This is a genomic window from Vibrio rarus (assembly GCF_024347075.1).
GTDB classification, from domain to species: domain Bacteria; phylum Pseudomonadota; class Gammaproteobacteria; order Enterobacterales; family Vibrionaceae; genus Vibrio; species Vibrio rarus.
Map to the genome: position 1 here is coordinate 2,017,916 of NZ_AP024900.1, position 17,663 is coordinate 2,035,578.

Sequence of the window (17,663 nt, forward strand, 5' to 3'; positions counted from 1 at the left end):
CAGAAGCACAAAAGTCTAAATTTCTAACTGTTATAACTAAGCATAATCGTGAGCAATTACATACATGGTTGCCTATAGTCGCTTTATATCTATTCGGATTTGGTTTTATTATGCAAATGTGGATACCCAAAAGTGCATTACTCAACTCTCTTGAGGACATACAAGAGTTTCGGTTTTATCTCCTGTATACTGCGCCCATTTTTTGTTTGTTAACTTGGTTTATTATCGCCAGACTGCCCCTTAAAAATATCTACAACATACTGTGTTTGTTTTTAATCGCCTGTGTTTTGGCATTATTTCATGCAACCCTAATGAGTCACTCATTCACCTTAGCCCCAGTATCGATCATCATCATTACTGCTTTAGCAAAAGTGACTATTTTACGCAAACGAGAAATCATCGTTATCTATGGCTGTAGCATTTTATGTGGCTACCTATTTGTTATGTATACTCACAAGCACACTGAGATTTTAAGCCATCACCTGCTGATTTCTAATTTAATGATTATTAGTTGGTTACTTTATCTCGGGCAGGATCATTACACGACTCAGTTACGCAACTTTACTCACAACCAACAACAGCGTAAAGCCAAACAAAAAATCACCATGCAGATGATGCAATTAGAAGCGCAAAAAGTGCAACTGCAAGTTCTTCTTGGTCGTGATGCAATGACCGGACTGTATAATAGAGGCTATTTTGATCACCAGTTACTTGAAGAAATTAATCGTGCTTCTCGTGCTCACTCTCCTCTTGGCTTGCTGGTTATCGATGTCGACCACTTTAAAGTAGTCAATGACAAACTAGGGCATCACATTGGGGACGAATACTTAAAAACACTCGCCACGACTCTCGACCAAACTTGTCGCCGTGAAACTGACACTGTAGCGAGATTTGGTGGTGAAGAGTTTGTCATTCTATTACCCAACACCAGTCATAGTGGCTTAATCTCCATTTCACAAAGCCTACTACAGGCTGTCTCTGATCTGAATCTGCCACACCCGATACAACCTAAGGTCAGCATTAGTATCGGTGGCTGTGAGTTTGACCCTGACACTATGAATCGGCTGACCTTTTTTGAAAAAGCTGATCAGGCTTTATATAAAGTCAAAACATCGGGACGCGATGGATTTAGCATTCCCCCCTTGTAAGCGTTCACTTTTTCTTCACTTGATAAACAATATCAACCTAAAAGACCGTTTGATTAAATATCATTCGGGTTAAGTTACCTTTTGCTATTTAAATATTGAATAGTGGGTTGCTTTTTCTGCCAACAGTGGCAAATTGAACTTATACGAAATGAATTTGTAAGGATATAAACATGTGTTCGGTATTTGGGATTCTCGACATTAAAACTGATGCAGACAAACTTCGCCCTGTGGCGTTAGAAATGTCGAAGAAACTTCGCCACCGTGGGCCGGATTGGTCTGGTATTTATTCATCAGAAAGAGCCATTTTAGCTCACGAGCGTTTAGCTATCGTTGGGTTAAATAGTGGTGCTCAGCCACTGTATAGTTCAGATAAGAAATTGATCTTAGCGGTGAATGGTGAAATTTATAACCATAAAGAAATTCGTGCTCGCTATGAAGGCAAGTATGAATTCCAAACAGATTCGGATTGTGAAGTGATTCTGGCTCTTTACCAAGATAAAGGTGTGGATCTACTTGAAGAACTGAACGGTATCTTTGCTTTTATTCTTTATGATGAAGAAAAAGACACCTATTTAATTGGTCGCGACCACATTGGTATCATCCCTCTTTACCAAGGCCATGATGAACACGGTAACTTCTACGTAGCGTCTGAGATGAAAGCATTGGTTCCTGTATGTAAAACAGTCAGTGAATTTCCTCCAGGTAGCTACCTAGATTCGACCTCTGAAGAAGCCACACGATACTATGTACGTGATTGGAACGAATATGCCGCAGTACAAGGCAACTCCACCAGCAAAGAAGAGCTCACTGAAGCCCTTGAAGCGGCGGTTAAACGTCAACTAATGACAGATGTGCCTTATGGCGTACTACTGTCTGGCGGTCTTGACTCTTCTATTACTTCAGCCGTGGCTAAACGCTTTGCTGCAATGCGTGTTGAAGACGACAGCCAATCAGAAGCATGGTGGCCACAATTGCACTCTTTTGCTGTGGGTCTTGAAGGGGCGCCGGATCTTATCGCCGCTCGTGAAGTGGCCGACCAAATTGGCACCGTTCACCATGAAATGACCTACACCATTCAAGAAGGTCTCGATGCCATTCGCGATGTGATTTACCATATTGAAACCTACGATGTGACTACCATTCGTGCCTCTACGCCTATGTTCCTAATGGGACGTAAAATCAAAGCGATGGGGATCAAAATGGTGCTTTCTGGTGAAGGTGCAGATGAAATCTTTGGCGGTTACTTGTATTTCCATAAAGCGCCAAACGCACAAGAGTTCCATGAAGAAACGGTACGTAAATTGCTGGCTTTGAACATGTTTGACTGTGCTCGTGCCAACAAATCTTTGGCCGCTTGGGGCGTTGAAGGTCGAGTACCTTTCCTTGATAAAGAGTTCATTGATGTAGCAATGCGCTTAAACCCTAAAGACAAAATGTGTGGCAACGGAAAAATGGAAAAACACATCTTACGTGAGTGTTTTGAGCATTACCTTCCAGAATCCATCGCTTGGCGTCAAAAAGAGCAATTCTCTGATGGGGTTGGCTATAGCTGGATTGATACATTACGTGAAGTGGCCGAAGCGAAAGTCACCGATCAACAAATGGAATCGGCTAAATATCGTTTCCCGTACAACACACCGTCAACCAAAGAAGGTTACGTGTACCGTGAAATCTTTGAAGAGTTGTTCCCGCTACCATCGGCAGCAGAATGTGTACCGGGTGGACCTTCCGTTGCGTGTTCATCAGCAAAAGCGATTGAGTGGGATGAGTCATTCAAAAACAACGCCGATCCATCCGGTCGTGCAGTGAAGTCCATTCACAACGAAGCCTACTAATACGGTTTTACTCATAAAAGACATAAAGGGCGCTAACTGAGTTAGCGCCCTTTACTTATCATTACAAACCTAAATCTTGGTTATCAACCACTACTTCCACTTTTTTGTTAATCAAGGTAATTAACAAAATGGAACGTTTATCCCCATCAGGCTCTTGATAAATAGCATCAACCCCAGCAAATTGACCTGATTTAATCTCCACGCAATCCCCCTGACTTGGCATCTCTGATTCAATCACCTGTTGCCCGTCTTCGAGGTCTTTTAAAGTCAAGATGAGGTCACCTTGCAACTCCGTAGGATATTGTCCAGTACGAATAAAATCCGCCACACCCCGAGTAGAACGTATCGTGGTAAATGACGGGCCCTGTTCATAATCAAACTGGATAAACATATAACTAGGAAACAAGGGTTCCATTTTTTGTGTACGCTTACCGCGTATCACTTTCTCTGTAATGAGCTTAGGGTAATACACTTCAACACCTTGATTTTCTAGGTGCAACTGTGCCCGCTGTTGGTCCCCTCGCTTACAATACAATAAATACCAACGTTTCATCACCTTACCCCTAAACAGCTCTCTGTACCCTTTCCTGTTCGGTTACAGATTCATTGTATATACTCTATCAGTTCATTCACCGACTTAATATCCAACAAGGCACGAGTGCTCAATCACTGTACGGTATGCGGTCATTAACTAAACTAGCCATCAATTTAATATGGGCATCACTGTCGTTGAGACAAGAAATATAGTTGAATTTTTCTCCCCCTGCCAGAATAAAAACCTCACTACATTCAACGGAGATCTCTTCCAACGTTTCCAAACAGTCTGCCGAAAACGCCGGCGTCAAAATATCTAACTGTTTTATGCCTTGTTTTGGCAGTTGCTGTAATGTTTTATCAGTATAAGGTTGCAACCACTGCTCTCGACCAAAGCGAGATTGATAAGTCATCCCTATTTGGTGAGACTTTAAGCCTAACTCTTTGGCTAACAAATCGGTGGTCTTCGCGCAGTGCTGCGGGTAAATATCGCCATTATCAGCAAACCGTTTAGGGATCCCATGATAAGAGCACAACAAATACTCCCCGCGCCCTCTTTGTTGCCAAGAACGGCGCACAGAGTCTGCTAAGGCTTTAATGTACAGAGGGTGATCATGATAATCACCTACTACCTCAAACGAAGGGACGACCGTCATTTGTTTGAATGCCACACTAAGGCCATCCACCACGGCGGCCGTTGTGGTGGCCGAATATTGCGGATATAAAGGCAAAACTATCACCTTTTGCACCCCTTGCTGAAGCAATGACTGCATCCCCACCAATAAACTGGGGTTACCATATGTCATCCCCAATTCCACAGGAATAGACAAGGCCTGCTTTAGCTTAGCCACTTGTCTTTTAGCGTGCACCAGCAAAGGTGACCCCTCCTTCATCCACACCCCCTGATAAAGCTTAGCAACCTTAGGGGCACGCACCGGCAATATCACGCCATGTAAAAGCGGGCACCATAACCAGCGGTTCATATCCACAACACGTTTATCATGCAAAAACTGACTTAAAAAGCGCTTTACCCCTTTGGTTGTGGCTTCATCGGGAGTGCCTAAATTAACGAGCAATACACCTATTTTAGATTGGTTTTCCATAACGTCCTGACATCTAAGCAATAAAAAAAGGACGACCCTAAGGTCGTCCTTCTAGTATCTAAATTCGTGTATCAATAAGCAATAATTAAGAGAGTGCTTTTTCGATGTCAGCGCTCACTTCTGCAACTTGCTTAGTACCATCGAACTTCAAGTACTGAGTATTGCCTGCTTCTGCTTCTTTACCGTAGTATTGAACCAGTGGAGCCGTTTGCGTGTGGTATACGTCTAAACGAGCACGAACGGTTGCTTCTTTGTCGTCATCACGAACGACTAACGCTTCACCAGTAACGTCATCAATGCCTTCTTCTTTCGGCGGATTGAATACTACGTGGTAAGTACGTCCTGATGGAAGGTGAGCACGACGACCCGCCATACGCTCTACGATTACATCGTCAGCTACGTCAAATTCAATCACGTAATCCACTTGAACGCCCATTTCTTTTAGGCCGTCAGCTTGTGGGATTGTGCGAGGGAAGCCATCAAGTAGAAAGCCTTTTTCGCAGTCGTCTTGTGCAATACGTTCATTGATAAGACCTAGAATGATGTCATCAGAAACCAATTGACCTGCATCAATTACACCTTTAGCTTTTTTGCCTAGCTCAGTTCCCGCTTTGATCGCGGCACGTAACATGTCACCAGTAGAAATTTGTGGGATACCATATTTTTCCATGATGAACTGAGCCTGAGTGCCTTTACCTGCACCAGGAGCACCTAAAAGAATGATGCGCATTGTTTTTCCTCTTTGAATATTCTTTTTATACCGAAACCCAAAACAGCATCCTGAAAGCACAGATTCTACTGCCAGTTTTGGTATAAATTGGCTTTGATAATGATTAAGCCCAGAATACTAGCATAATTCTAGGCTTAATGTTCAGCTTTGCTTATAATCCGTTAATCGGTTATTTAACCAGCAACTGATTGACAGCGCTTAGGAATTGACTTGGGTCTTCTAAAGAACCACGCTCCGCCAGCATTGCTTGACCTAATAGCAGTTCAACCCAACGGCCAAAGGCAATATCATCTGCCGTATCGGCCATCTGTTTCACCACATCATGCTCTGGGTTTAACTCTAAAATGTACTTAACCTCAGGTGCTGCTTGACCTGCAGCCTCTAATAGTTTGGCCATTTGCGTGCCCATTTCCATATCGTCAGTAACAACGACTGCAGGAGTATTTGCCAACTTAAATGTGGTACGGACTTCTTTAACACGCTCACCTAAGTACTCTTTGGTGCGCTCAACAACCGATTTAAACTCTTCCTCGGTCTCTTTATGCTTCTCTTTTTCCTGCTCGTCTTCAAACTGGCTCAGATCAAGACCCGCTTTAGTGATGGACTGGAACGACTTACCATCAAACTCAGTTAAGTAGTTCATTAGCCACTCATCGATGCGGTCATACATTAAGACCACTTCAATGCCTTTTGCTTTAAATTGCTCTAGGTGAGGGCTGTTTTTGGCAGCAGCATAACTATCGGCCGTTAGGTAATAAATCTTATCTTGACCTTCTTTCATGCGCTCAACATAGCCTGCTAGGCTAGTAGACTGCTCATTGCTATCCACTTCCGTTGATGCAAAACGCAATAGACCGGCCACTTTTTCTTTGTTGGCATGATCTTCTGCAGGGCCTTCTTTTAACACTAGGCCAAACTCTTTCCAGAAAGAAAGGTACTTGTCGTTGTCTTTCTTAGCCAGTTTTTCCAGCATAGTCAGCACACGTTTAGTACAAGCATTGCGCAGTGATTGAGTCACTTTGTTGTCTTGTAGGATTTCGCGAGACACGTTCAATGGTAAATCGTTAGAGTCGATCAAACCCTTCACAAAGCGTAGGTAGGATGGCATGAATTGCTCGGCGTCATCCATGATGAAAACGCGTTGTACATAAAGTTTAAGACCACTTTTATGATCACGGTTCATCATATCCCACGGGGCTTTTGATGGCACATACAACAAGCTAGTGTAGTCGTTTTTGCCTTCTACCTTGTTGTGACTCCACAATAGCGGATCAGCATAATCACTTGAAACATGCTTGTAGAACTCTTGGTATTCTTCGTCGGCAATGTCAGACTTAGCACGCGTCCAAAGAGCTTGAGCCTTATTGACCTGCTCCCATTTGGTTTCGTCCGTTGCTTTACCTTCGTCATCGGTCACCTGAGTCAAAATAGACACAGGAATACCAATATGATCAGAATACTTACTGATCACATCACGCAAACGCCACTCAGATAGGAACTCTTTACCTTCTTCACGCATGTGCAAAATAATATCAGTACCACGAGACGCCTTAGTGATGTCTTCAATGGTGTAATCCCCTTCACCCGCAGAGTGCCACTGCACCCCTTGCTCAGCAGAAAGGCCCGCAGCACGAGTGCGCACGGTAACGGCATCCGCGACAATAAATGCCGAGTAGAAGCCCACACCAAACTGACCTATTAGCTGTGAATCTTTAGATTGGTCTTCAGATAGCTTAGAGAAGAACTCCGCAGTGCCTGACTTCGCAATAGTACCTAAGTGCTCGATGACATCATCACGAGTCATACCGATGCCATTATCAGAAACGGTTAAAGTATTGGTTTTTTCATCAAAAGAGAGTTTAACGCCTAAATCGGCCTCCCCTTGGTAGAGATCAGGCTGAGATAACGCTTGAAAACGCAGTTTATCCGAAGCATCCGAAGCATTCGAAATAAGCTCACGCAAGAAGATTTCTTTATTTGAATACAGTGAGTGGATCATAAGGTGAAGCAGTTGCTTAACCTCTGATTGAAAACCTCGCGTTTCTTTATTCGCTGATGCAGTTTCGCTCATTTTTACTCCATATCTTTCATGTTATTCACAAATGCATTTGTATGCATATAATGTATTACTTGTACCTATGATTCATGAGATAGGGGTCAGTTAGACAAATTCAAGGTTAATTAGGATAAAAAAACTGTTTTTTATAAGAAATTTTATTATGCTATGCCGGATATTCGTTCAAAACGACGATTTATCTCATACTTCATAGGGAATGAGTGTGATGGTGCATGAAGCATATTTGCGAAAATCAAAGAAGATATAAATGAGCCAAATCGGTATTAAATACATACTAGCCCAGCAATATATTTTTGATCCAAATAGTAACTCTCTTATCGATCAACTAGATGACGATAGTTTGGTGCGACTTGGTAGTAATGAAAGCCGAATCCTTACTTTATTATGCGAACATGCAAATGAAGTGGTCACCCGTGACCAACTGCATGAGTTTGTTTGGCGTGATCAAGGCTTTCAAGTTGATGATTCTAGCCTCACTCAGGCCATTTCTACTCTAAGAAAAGTACTTAAAGACTCAACCAAGTTACCCCAATTTATAAAAACGGTACCAAAGCGTGGTTATCAACTCATTTCCTCTGTTGAACAAGCCTCCGCTACCACGCAAAAAGAAGCGCTAATCACAGCGTCTATGGGTGATCAACACGCTCTTGCTTCTATCAGCAAATTACAATTGAAAGAGGCAGAGACAGAAAGCCCGTTACCAAATACCAAGAAACCCGCTTTCTGGACCCATTGGGACACCAATACACGAATTATATTAGTCATAGCATTACTGCTGCCTATTATTGCGTTAATCACCCCTAACTCTGCGCCGGCCAAATTTCGTGCAGTAACGGTAGTCAATGGTATTCCCGTTAACACTACCGAAGGCCATCCAGACTTAAGTAAGTGGGTAGACAGTATTAACAGTTGCGTCAGCCACTATATAAATGCGCACCCAAACGATGCAACCCCAGTAGAAGTGATTGCGACGGCCAGTCAAGCTCAGCAACTCTTTTTGAGCTACATTCATGGCCCTACACATACATCGGAAAATACCACCATACGATTAGTGGCAAACCAACAAGACTTAGTGGGTATTTGTGCTGAGGAGGACGACCAATAATGAATAAACGTGTTGCGTTGATCTTACTCGCGATTTCGACTGTGATTAGTGGATGGCTGTTCTGGGGCAGTAATGTCAAAATAGAGCAAGTGCTTACTGCTCGTGAATGGCAAACTCACTTAGTGGCTTTTGTGCATTCAGAACAAGCAGATAAAAAACTTGGCAAGCTGCGAAAAGTCAACATTACCTCTAACGTCAAGTATTGGCCGAATGGTGAATACATGCGTGTATCTCGTATTCAATTATTTGGCACGACCAAGAACAGCCCCCATACGCTCAATATAACGGAATCTGGCTCTTGGCAATTAAGTGATAACTACTTACTGATCGATCTGAAAGATTTTAAACAATCATCAGCCATTGATAACCAAGAATTTAGTGAAGCTCACTTAAATATCATCAAACAAGTGTTATTGACCGATGCCCAACAAAGCCGTCGAGTTGACATCATTAACAATAACTCGATTTTGCTGACCAGTTTAGATCACGGCTCTCGAGTATTAGTGTCAACGATGGAGCTATAAGCCCCGTCGTTGTCCATCATTGCTATAACCATAAAGGAGGCTCTATCTCCTTTATGGTTTCTCTCTCACGCTACTCAATGTGTGTTTGTGCTAACACATCACCGCTAAAGCTCACTACCTGCAGTTGATTATCACTCAGTACACCATAACTGGCCACATTGCCCCCTTTAGGTAACGTGGCTGAGCCTGGATTAAATAGTGTGTACTCACCCATACATTCAGCAACCGGGAAATGGGTGTGCCCATGGGCAAGCACATCACCGCGTTTCAGGGGTGGCAATTTGTTTTGGTTGTATAAATGACCGTGAGTTAAAAAGAGCCTTTTTCCCCCATCTAACAACACCAATGCGAAGTCGCTCATCATGGGAAACTCAAGCAACATCTGATCCACTTCACTATCACAATTACCGCGAACCGATATAATATCTTGTTGATATTCATTAAGAAGCTCCGCCACTTTGGCTGGAGCATAGTCAGCAGGAACGGCATTTCTTGGTCCGTGATTGAGGATATCACCTAGTAAAATAAAGTGATCGGCACCAGACGCTTTATAAGCCTCTATAACACGTTTTGTGGAGGTTAAGCAGCCATGCAAATCGGAAGCAAAAAACAGTTTCATTATCGATGTTACTCTATCTATTTTATATTTGGCCAAAGTGTAACAATGCCATAGGCCAAGCGCCAGAGGATCCACCACTTACCTAGACAGAACGAATACACGGTTAGGTTTGATTGATACAAGAGTCGAATTACACCGTCTATAATTATAAGTCGCCATGTAAGATGTCCATGGCGTGCCCTTTAGGTTAACCATACAGGACCTGTGGCTTAGGTTATTTTTTGAAATTGGAGCGGGTATGCACATATTGATTACAGGTGGAACAGGGTTCGTTGGCCGTTCTTTGGTCAAACAACTGATCCCTCATCAAATGACTATCTTGAGCAGAGATTGTGATAATGCTGCGCGCCAACTAAAACACGTCAACTCTAACAGTTTACAATTCATCAACTCCTTAAATCACCTCTCGTGCTTGTCAGACTTTGACGCTGTAATCAATCTCGCCGGAGAGCCTATCGTGAACAAGCGTTGGTCTGAGGCACAAAAAAAACACATTTGCGACAGTCGCTGGGACATCACACGCAAACTTGTGCAACTCATAAAACAAAGTGACTCGCCACCGAAAGTACTGATTAACGCTTCAGCAGTGGGGATCTATGGGGATCAAAAACAATTACGAGTAGAGGAAGACACCCCATATAAAACCTGCGGTTTTGCACACTATGTCTGCCAAGAGTGGGAAAACATTGCTCATCAAGCGCACAGCCAGCGTACCCGAGTAGTGGTACTGAGAACGGGCATTGTATTAGGCCTTCAAGGAGGGGCACTGGAAAAAATGTTGCCCCCTTACAAGCTTGGCTTAGGAGGGCCTTTAGGTTCTGGGCAACAATATATGCCTTGGATTCATATGCAGGACATGGTGCGTGCTATGCAATTTTTGCTAGAAACCCACGCCTGCAGTGGCGCTTTTAACTTAGTCGCCCCTCACCCAGTCACTAACCTAGAATTTAGCCAAACACTGGCCAAGTTATTAGGGCGCCCCCATTTTTTTGTCACACCTAAATTTGTTATGCAGTGGGTACTAGGTGAGTCCAGTTGCTTGCTGTTTGATAGTGTCAATGCAAAACCTAAACGTTTAACCGAGATGGGCTTCACTTTTAACTACTCTCGCTTACAACCTGCACTCGCGCAAATCCTTGCAAGTTAATTTTGTTAACCGTTTTGATAAAAAATGGCATATCGCCATAATTTTGTAATAAAAGGTGTGCAAAATAACCACTGTTACGATAATCATCACGTTGCAGAGGACAGTATGTCTTTAAACAAGCTGAATTGGTTAAGCGTAGGGGTTGTGGTTCTTGTTTTAGTTCTATTGTAATCCTTACACTAACCAAGACTACAGAAACTCAGGTTCACTCCGTTAATGATACCAATTAGCGAGAATGACCTGAGTTTTTTGCATCTGTACCATTCATACCTTGAGATTACATAAAGTAACCCAATCTATAAGGTAATTACGCACACTTATTATTAGTCTAGGAACATACCCATGCATTCAGAATTCATCGTAGAAATGAACCAGCAAAACTTCCAACAAATTTTGCAAGGCTCCATGAACACCCCGGTTGTTGTTTACTTCTGGGCACCGATGAGTCAAGAGAGTGCAGATCTTGTTCCGCAAATGCAGCAATTGGCACAGCAATATGCAGGGGCATTTACTCTCGCGCTTCTTAACTGTGAACAAGAGCAACAAATCGCGGCTCAATTTGGCATTCAAGCTCTACCGACTATCGCTTTGTTCGATCAAGGACAGGCCGTTGATGGATTAGGAGGACCGCAACCTATTGCGGCTATCGAAGCCATGTTGCAAAAACACTTACCCAGCCAAGATGAGTTAAACCTGCAAAAAGCCTTAGCATTGATGTCAGAGCAGCAATACAGCGAAGCCCTCACTCTATTAAATGGCCTTGAGCAAGAGTTGCAAGATAAAGGGGAAGTGAAACTGGCTAAAGCAGACTGTCTATTAGCTACGGCACAATTTAGTGACGCTGAAGCATTATTGGCGCACATTCCATTAGAGTATCAAGACAACTACTACAAAGGGCTGATTGCCAAATTAGAGTTGCACGCACAAGCCTCTAACAGCCCAGAAATCCAAGGGTTAGAGTCACAACTGGCTAATGATTCTAGCAATGCCAAAGTCGCCAACGAACTGGCCTTGCAATATCACGCCGTCAACCGCAGCGATGAGGCTCTTGAGGTGTTATGGTCATTTATTGCTAAAGATTTAGGGGTTCTCGATGGAGAGCTAAGAAAAACCTTTATGGACGTACTGTCTGCATTAGGTCAAGAAAACCTAACCGCAAAACAATACCGCCGTCAGCTATATTCAATTCTTTATTAGTTTTATTGAATATCAAGACAAAAACTTTTATTAAGGCGTGAATGTTTCACGCCTTTTTCAATCTTACCGCACATAGAACAGGGCTTAAATCGGGTATAGTAACCGCTCAACGACTTAACTGTAAGGAAAGTAAGCATGAACTCGACCCTCATCACCATCGCCTTTTTTATCATTTTGGCGATTGTTTTAATTGCTGCTGGGATCAAAACCGTCCCTCAAGGCAGTAACTGGACAGTAGAACGATTTGGTCGCTATACCAAAACTCTGCATCCTGGCCTTAATCTCATCATTCCATTCATTGATTCTATCGGTAATAAAATCAACATGATGGAGCGCGTTCTGGATATTCCAGCCCAAGAGGTCATTTCAAAAGACAATGCCAATGTCACTATTGATGCAGTCTGTTTCGTACAAGTGTTTGATGCACCAAAAGCCGCGTATGAAGTCACCGAACTGGAACATGCGATTCGTAACCTAACGCTAACTAACATTCGTACCGTTTTAGGCTCAATGGAATTAGATGAAATGCTCAGCCAAAGAGACATGATCAACACTCGATTACTCTCTATTGTCGATGAAGCGACTAACCCTTGGGGCGTAAAAGTCACTCGTATTGAAATTAAAGATGTTCAACCCCCAGCAGATCTAACGGCGGCGATGAATGCGCAAATGAAAGCCGAACGTAATAAACGTGCAGAAGTCCTCGAAGCAGAAGGGATTAGACAAGCTGAAATATTAAAAGCACAAGGGCATAAACAATCAGAAATACTTAAAGCGGAAGGTGAAAAACAAGCGGCTATTTTGCAAGCGGAAGCTCGTGAACGTTCAGCAGAAGCAGAAGCGCGCGCCACAACTATGGTATCTGAAGCTATCGCTGCCGGTGATATGCAAGCGGTCAATTACTTCATCGCTCAAGGGTATACCGATGCACTAAAATCTATTGGCCAAGCTGAAAATGGCAAGGTCATCATGCTACCACTAGAAGCATCAGGGCTAATGGGATCCATTGCTGGCGTGGCTGAAATGTTTAAAACCAATAACAAGGATAACGCGTGATAGAACTGCTACAACAGCTTAATCACTGGCATTGGCTCGCCTTGGGTCTTGCATTACTCTGTTTTGAAGTACTGGGCACGGCGGGTTACTGTCTATGGCTAGGTATTTCTGCCTTAGTCGTTGGTTTACTGCTGACTTTATTACCACTAGGCTGGCAAATGCAGTGGATGAGTTTTGCCAGTTTTAGCATGATCACCACTTGGCTGTGGTGGCGGTATCAAACAGGCAAAGACCAAAAAGATGAGCAAACAACCACACTGAACAAGCGTTCGCAAAGCCTTATTGGCCAATTTACTGTCCTAGATACAGATTTTCCCATAGGTAAAGGACGCATTAAGCTTGGTGATACTTCTTGGTCGGCAATGACAGAACACAATCTTGCGGCGGGAACGACGGTAGAAGTCTACAAAGTTGAAGGTATTGTGCTGTATATACGAGTTAAGAAATAAAGCAAAGGGCTGGGCTCTAGAACACTAGGACCCAGCTCTTAGCGTAGCGTTACATTCCGTTCTCTTGCATCAAAGTTATCAAGCCTTGTTCATCTTGAACTTCAACACCTAGCTCTTGGGCTTTGGCAAGTTTAGAACCGGCCGCTTCTCCAGCAAACAGGATATCGGTTTTTTTCGATACACTCCCCGTCACTTTAGCCCCTAAGTTTTGCAGTGCTGCTTTCGCATCTGAGCGAGTCAACTGAGATAGCGACCCAGTTAACACCACGGTTTTCCCCGCTAATGGTAATGTTTGTGCATCGGCCACTTCGCTAATTTCTGACCATGTAATGCCATTGTCAATCAACTCACCAATCACCGCTTGGTTTGACTGCTGAGCAAAGAACGCTTTGATGTGATCGGCGACAATCGTGCCCACATCAGGTACTTCAAGTAACTGCTCTACCGTCGCTTGTTCGATAGCCACTAAGGTTTTAAAGTGTTGCGCAAGGTTGGCGGCGGTGGCTTCACCCACTTCACGAATACCGAGAGAGTATAAAAATCTAGGCAAGGTGGTGTGCTTTGATTTTTGCAGAGCATCAATCACGTTTTGCGCCGATTTTGGCCCCATGCGCTCAAGTACCGTAATGCGACCTGCACTCAATTTAAATAGATCCGCTGGGGTTTGCACCATCTCTTTATCGACCAATTGCTCCACTACCTTGTCACCCAAACCATCCACATCCATGGCTTTACGAGATACAAAGTGCTTTAACGCCTGTTTACGTTGTGCAGAACACACTAGGCCACCAGTACAACGCGTCACCGCTTCCCCTTCTGTGCGCTCAGCATCGGAACCACACACAGGGCACACGGTTGGGTAGATAATAGGTTGGGCATCCTCGGGGCGTCTCTCCAATACTACGCCCGTGATCTGCGGAATCACGTCACCGGCGCGGCGAATAATAACCGTATCGCCAATTCTGACTCCCAGTCGTTGGATCTCATCCGCATTGTGTAGTGTGGCATTACTCACGGTAACCCCACCCACAAACACAGGTTGTAGCTTAGCCACCGGAGTAATCGCCCCAGTACGCCCTACCTGAAACTCCACATCATTTAAACAGGTCAACTCTTCTTGGGCTGGAAATTTATAAGCTATGGCCCAACGAGGCGCTCTAGCTACAAAGCCCAATTGTTGCTGTTTATCGATATCATCTATCTTAATCACTACACCATCAATTTCGTAATCAAGCTGATCTCGAGTGGCTAAAATGTGTTGGTAATAAGCTATCACTTCATTTAAAGAATTCACTTTACGTACCGCAGGGCACATAGGAAGCCCCCAGCCTTTCAGCTGAATAAAGCGCTGATAATGACTTTGTTCTAACTCGCCACCCTCGATAACCCCGACACTATAGGCATAAAAGCCCAAAGGACGTTTTGCCGTAATACGCGAGTCTAACTGACGCAAACTGCCCGCGGCAGCATTACGAGGGTTAGCAAAGGGTTTATCTCCTTTGGCTAACGCCTGTTGATTAATGCGCTCAAAACCCGCTTTAGGCATAAACACCTCACCGCGAACTTCAAGACGAGACGGGTAACCTTCCCCTTGTAATTTCAATGGAATGGCACTGATAGTACGCACGTTTTGTGTAATATTTTCTCCCGTGGCACCATCACCGCGAGTGGCCGCTTGAACCAACAATCCATTTTCATACATGAGACTGACCGCAAGACCATCTAATTTAGGTTCACAACTAAATGGACCTAATTCAGAGGCACTCAGTCTGTCTTGAGCCCGTTTATGAAAGGCCAGCAGTTCGTCATCACTGAAGGCGTTATCGAGTGATAGCATAGGCACTTGATGGGAAACCTGAGTGAACCCTGATAGTGGCGCGCCTCCTACTCGCTGAGAGGGGGAGTCCAACGTAATCAACTGTGGGTGGCTCTGTTCTAATTCCAGCAACTGACGCATTAAGCGATCATATTCAGCATCAGGGATCTCTGGGCTGTCCTCAACGTAATAACGCACCGCATGATAATGCAGTGATTCAGAGAGCTTAGCGTGTTGCTGTTGAATGGAATCTGACATAGGAATTCTCAAAATTTGGAAAAAGAAAAGGCTCTATGCAGAGCCCTTTTTATCATTTGCTGAAGCAAGGAAGCTAGATAGTGCTGACTTCATTGGCTTTTTGGCGATGAACAAACTGTTGAATTTGGCGCTTGAATGCATCAATACGATTACGTGTCATTAAGGCATGTTTATCGTCAAGTACATGTCCACCTAGATCATCGGCAATCATCTGTGCGGTATACAGCATAATTTTAAAGTTTTGTTCTGGATCCCCATAACTTGGCAAGGTCATGAAAAAGGAGATACCTTCAGTGGTAAAGGTGTCTGGGTCATCATGTTGTAATGTGCCCGGCTGGAGCATATTAGCGACACTAAACAATACTTTACCTGTGCCCGAGATATCCGCATGGCGATGATAAATATCCATAGGTCCAAAGAGTAAGCCGTTTCGCTCCATACTAGGGAAGAGATCACTGCCAACATAAATTTGATTGTGTGCCGCTTTTACATGCAGCACTAACACTTCCATTTCTGGCTCTTTTACTGGCTCAGGCTCAGTAACGACCACTGGCTCATCAATCTCTTGTTCTTCTTGCACCTGTATCGACAGTGGAATATCTTCGGCCACAGGAGCAATGGGCGCTGACGGCTCTTTACTGATAAAGACACTTGACGGTTCTTCTTCATGCTTAGAGTAGGCATCGGAGCTGATGGTAATGGTTGGCAGTTCATCCGGATACACAGTCACCGACGGTTTGCTTTCTGCCGCGTGTTGCTTACTGAATTTATCGTCTTGAGCCGTTTCTAATAACGGATCACCAATGTCCTCATCAAAGCCAGAAAAAATCGGCTCTTTTTTATCCTGTTTTTGACCCACTTTAACCACGTCAAAGTCATCTTCAGCAGGCACTGCCGTTTTAGGAGCATTTATTGATGGGTCGCTTTCAGACTCTGATATAGGACCATCAGCGAGTTTGCTCAGTGGCTTATCCGAAAATCGGCCATTTTGTTCTCGTTTATTCGTCCATAAACCATGGATAAGTAGGCCCGCAATGGCTAGAACACCTACCACTATCAATACGATTCGCAATTCCTGCATTTTTTGCTCTCTGCTTTACTCTGGTGAGACACCGAGATTGAGTTACTTAAACTACTTTAACAAAACTCTGTTATAGAGTTGAATCTTTTAATAAAATCAATGCACTTTATGCTGTGATTTTGAGCACGCTTTTCTTATATTAGGTCTAATTAGCATCAAACTCCGCTACAGGAAGCCCCAATGCATCATAATTTAACCCCTCAATCGGGTATCGGCTACTTTTTCTTAGGTTTTAAGTTAGCAATGAAACCAGGCTTACGCCGTTATGTATTTATGCCACTACTGATCAATGTGCTATTAGTAGGTGGCTCTCTATTTTATCTATTTAGCCATCTCGATCAATGGATTGAATACTGGCTTGGAGCGTTACCTGAATTTCTCACATGGTTACGTTATATTTTATGGCCAATACTTGCTATCACTATTTTAGCAACCTTTTCCTACTTCTTTAGTACCTTAGCCAATTTTATTGCGTCTCCTTTCAATGGTTTGCTCGCAGAAAAAGTCGAACTCAGGCTCAGTCCTGAGGGCGTAGATGATCAAACCGTGCTTGAACTCATCAAAGATATACCAAGAATATTAGCCCGAGAATGGCGCAAGATCGTTTATCAGTACCCGAAAGCATTAGGACTGTTTGTTTTACTACTCGTTCCCGCATTTGGCCAAACCGTTGCCCCTATTATTTGGTTTGTTTTCCACAGTTGGATGCTGGCGACACAATATTGTGACTACCCTTTTGATAATCACAAAGTCGATTTCAATACCATGCGACTCTGTTTAAAAGAAAAACAAAGCAAAGCCTACGGTTACGGCGCTATGGTGGCGTTTTTCACTTCGATACCCTTTTTAAACTTAATTGTTATGCCTGTGGCTGTGTGTGGAGCAACGGCGATGTGGGTGAACGAATTTAAGCCACAACTAAAATAGCATTAGATATAACCAACTATTCCTTTATCACTCTATAGTTGGGAGATATTCTTGAAT

16 protein-coding genes are annotated in these 17,663 nt (G+C 43.6%); 9 read left to right on the top strand and 7 right to left on the bottom strand.

The window, feature by feature from the left end:
• The first annotated feature begins 311 nt into the window (after nucleotides 1–311).
• Nucleotides 312–1,148: a GGDEF domain-containing protein gene (locus OCU56_RS09140; RefSeq protein ID WP_261872924.1), complete on the top strand. Its 837-nt coding sequence runs from the start codon at nucleotides 312–314 to the stop codon at nucleotides 1,146–1,148.
• A gap of 170 nt (nucleotides 1,149–1,318) precedes the next feature.
• A complete protein-coding gene (asnB, locus tag OCU56_RS09145) occupies nucleotides 1,319–2,983 on the top strand; it encodes an asparagine synthase B (RefSeq protein ID WP_261872925.1) in 1,665 nt (554 codons plus the stop codon).
• A gap of 61 nt (nucleotides 2,984–3,044) precedes the next feature.
• Here the strand turns inward: asnB and rfaH are convergent, their stop codons facing one another.
• The 4 genes from rfaH to htpG form a co-directional block, all read right to left on the bottom strand.
• On the bottom strand, nucleotides 3,045–3,536 hold the full coding sequence (rfaH, locus tag OCU56_RS09150) for a transcription/translation regulatory transformer protein RfaH (RefSeq protein WP_261872926.1): 492 nt from the start codon (nucleotides 3,534–3,536) through the stop codon (nucleotides 3,045–3,047).
• A gap of 109 nt (nucleotides 3,537–3,645) precedes the next feature.
• Nucleotides 3,646–4,620: a ferrochelatase gene (hemH, locus tag OCU56_RS09155; RefSeq protein ID WP_261872927.1), complete on the bottom strand. Its 975-nt coding sequence runs from the start codon at nucleotides 4,618–4,620 to the stop codon at nucleotides 3,646–3,648.
• A gap of 85 nt (nucleotides 4,621–4,705) precedes the next feature.
• Nucleotides 4,706–5,350: an adenylate kinase gene (adk, locus tag OCU56_RS09160; RefSeq protein WP_261872928.1), complete on the bottom strand. Its 645-nt coding sequence runs from the start codon at nucleotides 5,348–5,350 to the stop codon at nucleotides 4,706–4,708.
• Nucleotides 5,351–5,519: 169 nt separating this feature from the next.
• Nucleotides 5,520–7,421: a molecular chaperone HtpG gene (htpG, locus tag OCU56_RS09165; protein ID WP_261872929.1), complete on the bottom strand. Its 1,902-nt coding sequence runs from the start codon at nucleotides 7,419–7,421 to the stop codon at nucleotides 5,520–5,522.
• Nucleotides 7,422–7,674: 253 nt separating this feature from the next.
• Here htpG and OCU56_RS09170 point away from each other — a divergent pair, with 253 nt between their 5' ends.
• Nucleotides 7,675–8,532, top strand: a complete 858-nt coding sequence (locus OCU56_RS09170; protein ID WP_261872930.1) for a winged helix-turn-helix domain-containing protein — start codon at nucleotides 7,675–7,677, stop codon at nucleotides 8,530–8,532.
• Nucleotides 8,532–9,056 (top strand): regulatory protein ToxS, encoded by a 525-nt coding sequence (locus OCU56_RS09175; RefSeq protein WP_261872931.1) that lies wholly within the window; start codon nucleotides 8,532–8,534, stop codon nucleotides 9,054–9,056. Before OCU56_RS09170 ends, OCU56_RS09175 begins: the two co-directional genes overlap by 1 nt.
• A 70-nt stretch (nucleotides 9,057–9,126) precedes the next feature.
• Here OCU56_RS09175 and yfcE read toward each other — a convergent pair whose 3' ends face one another.
• Entirely contained in the window at nucleotides 9,127–9,675 is a 549-nt protein-coding gene (yfcE, locus tag OCU56_RS09180) for a phosphodiesterase (protein WP_261872932.1), read from the bottom strand.
• A gap of 238 nt (nucleotides 9,676–9,913) precedes the next feature.
• On the opposite strand from yfcE, the gene OCU56_RS09185 reads away from it, so the two are divergent.
• From OCU56_RS09185 to OCU56_RS09200, 4 genes are all read left to right on the top strand, one after another.
• Nucleotides 9,914–10,822 carry a TIGR01777 family oxidoreductase gene (locus tag OCU56_RS09185; protein ID WP_261872933.1) on the top strand — a complete coding sequence of 303 codons (909 nt, stop codon included), beginning with the start codon at nucleotides 9,914–9,916 and terminating at the stop codon, nucleotides 10,820–10,822.
• 342 nt (nucleotides 10,823–11,164) lie between these two features.
• The gene (locus OCU56_RS09190) at nucleotides 11,165–12,019 is read left to right on the top strand and encodes a co-chaperone YbbN (protein WP_261872934.1); all 855 of its coding nucleotides are present in this window, start codon (nucleotides 11,165–11,167) and stop codon (nucleotides 12,017–12,019) included.
• A gap of 135 nt (nucleotides 12,020–12,154) precedes the next feature.
• On the top strand, nucleotides 12,155–13,075 hold the full coding sequence (locus OCU56_RS09195; protein WP_261872935.1) for an SPFH domain-containing protein: 921 nt from the start codon (nucleotides 12,155–12,157) through the stop codon (nucleotides 13,073–13,075).
• On the top strand, nucleotides 13,072–13,524 hold the full coding sequence (locus OCU56_RS09200) for an NfeD family protein (RefSeq protein ID WP_261872936.1): 453 nt from the start codon (nucleotides 13,072–13,074) through the stop codon (nucleotides 13,522–13,524). Before OCU56_RS09195 ends, OCU56_RS09200 begins: the two co-directional genes overlap by 4 nt.
• A gap of 49 nt (nucleotides 13,525–13,573) precedes the next feature.
• On the opposite strand, the gene ligA is transcribed toward OCU56_RS09200, so the two are convergent.
• Both ligA and zipA read right to left on the bottom strand, forming a co-directional pair.
• Nucleotides 13,574–15,598 (bottom strand): NAD-dependent DNA ligase LigA, encoded by a 2,025-nt coding sequence (gene ligA / locus OCU56_RS09205; protein WP_261872937.1) that lies wholly within the window; start codon nucleotides 15,596–15,598, stop codon nucleotides 13,574–13,576.
• A gap of 73 nt (nucleotides 15,599–15,671) precedes the next feature.
• Nucleotides 15,672–16,679, bottom strand: a complete 1,008-nt coding sequence (gene zipA / locus OCU56_RS09210) for a cell division protein ZipA (protein ID WP_261872938.1) — start codon at nucleotides 16,677–16,679, stop codon at nucleotides 15,672–15,674.
• 180 nt (nucleotides 16,680–16,859) lie between these two features.
• On the opposite strand from zipA, the gene cysZ reads away from it, so the two are divergent.
• The gene (gene cysZ / locus OCU56_RS09215) at nucleotides 16,860–17,606 is read left to right on the top strand and encodes a sulfate transporter CysZ (protein ID WP_261872939.1); all 747 of its coding nucleotides are present in this window, start codon (nucleotides 16,860–16,862) and stop codon (nucleotides 17,604–17,606) included.
• Nucleotides 17,607–17,663 lie beyond the last annotated feature (57 nt).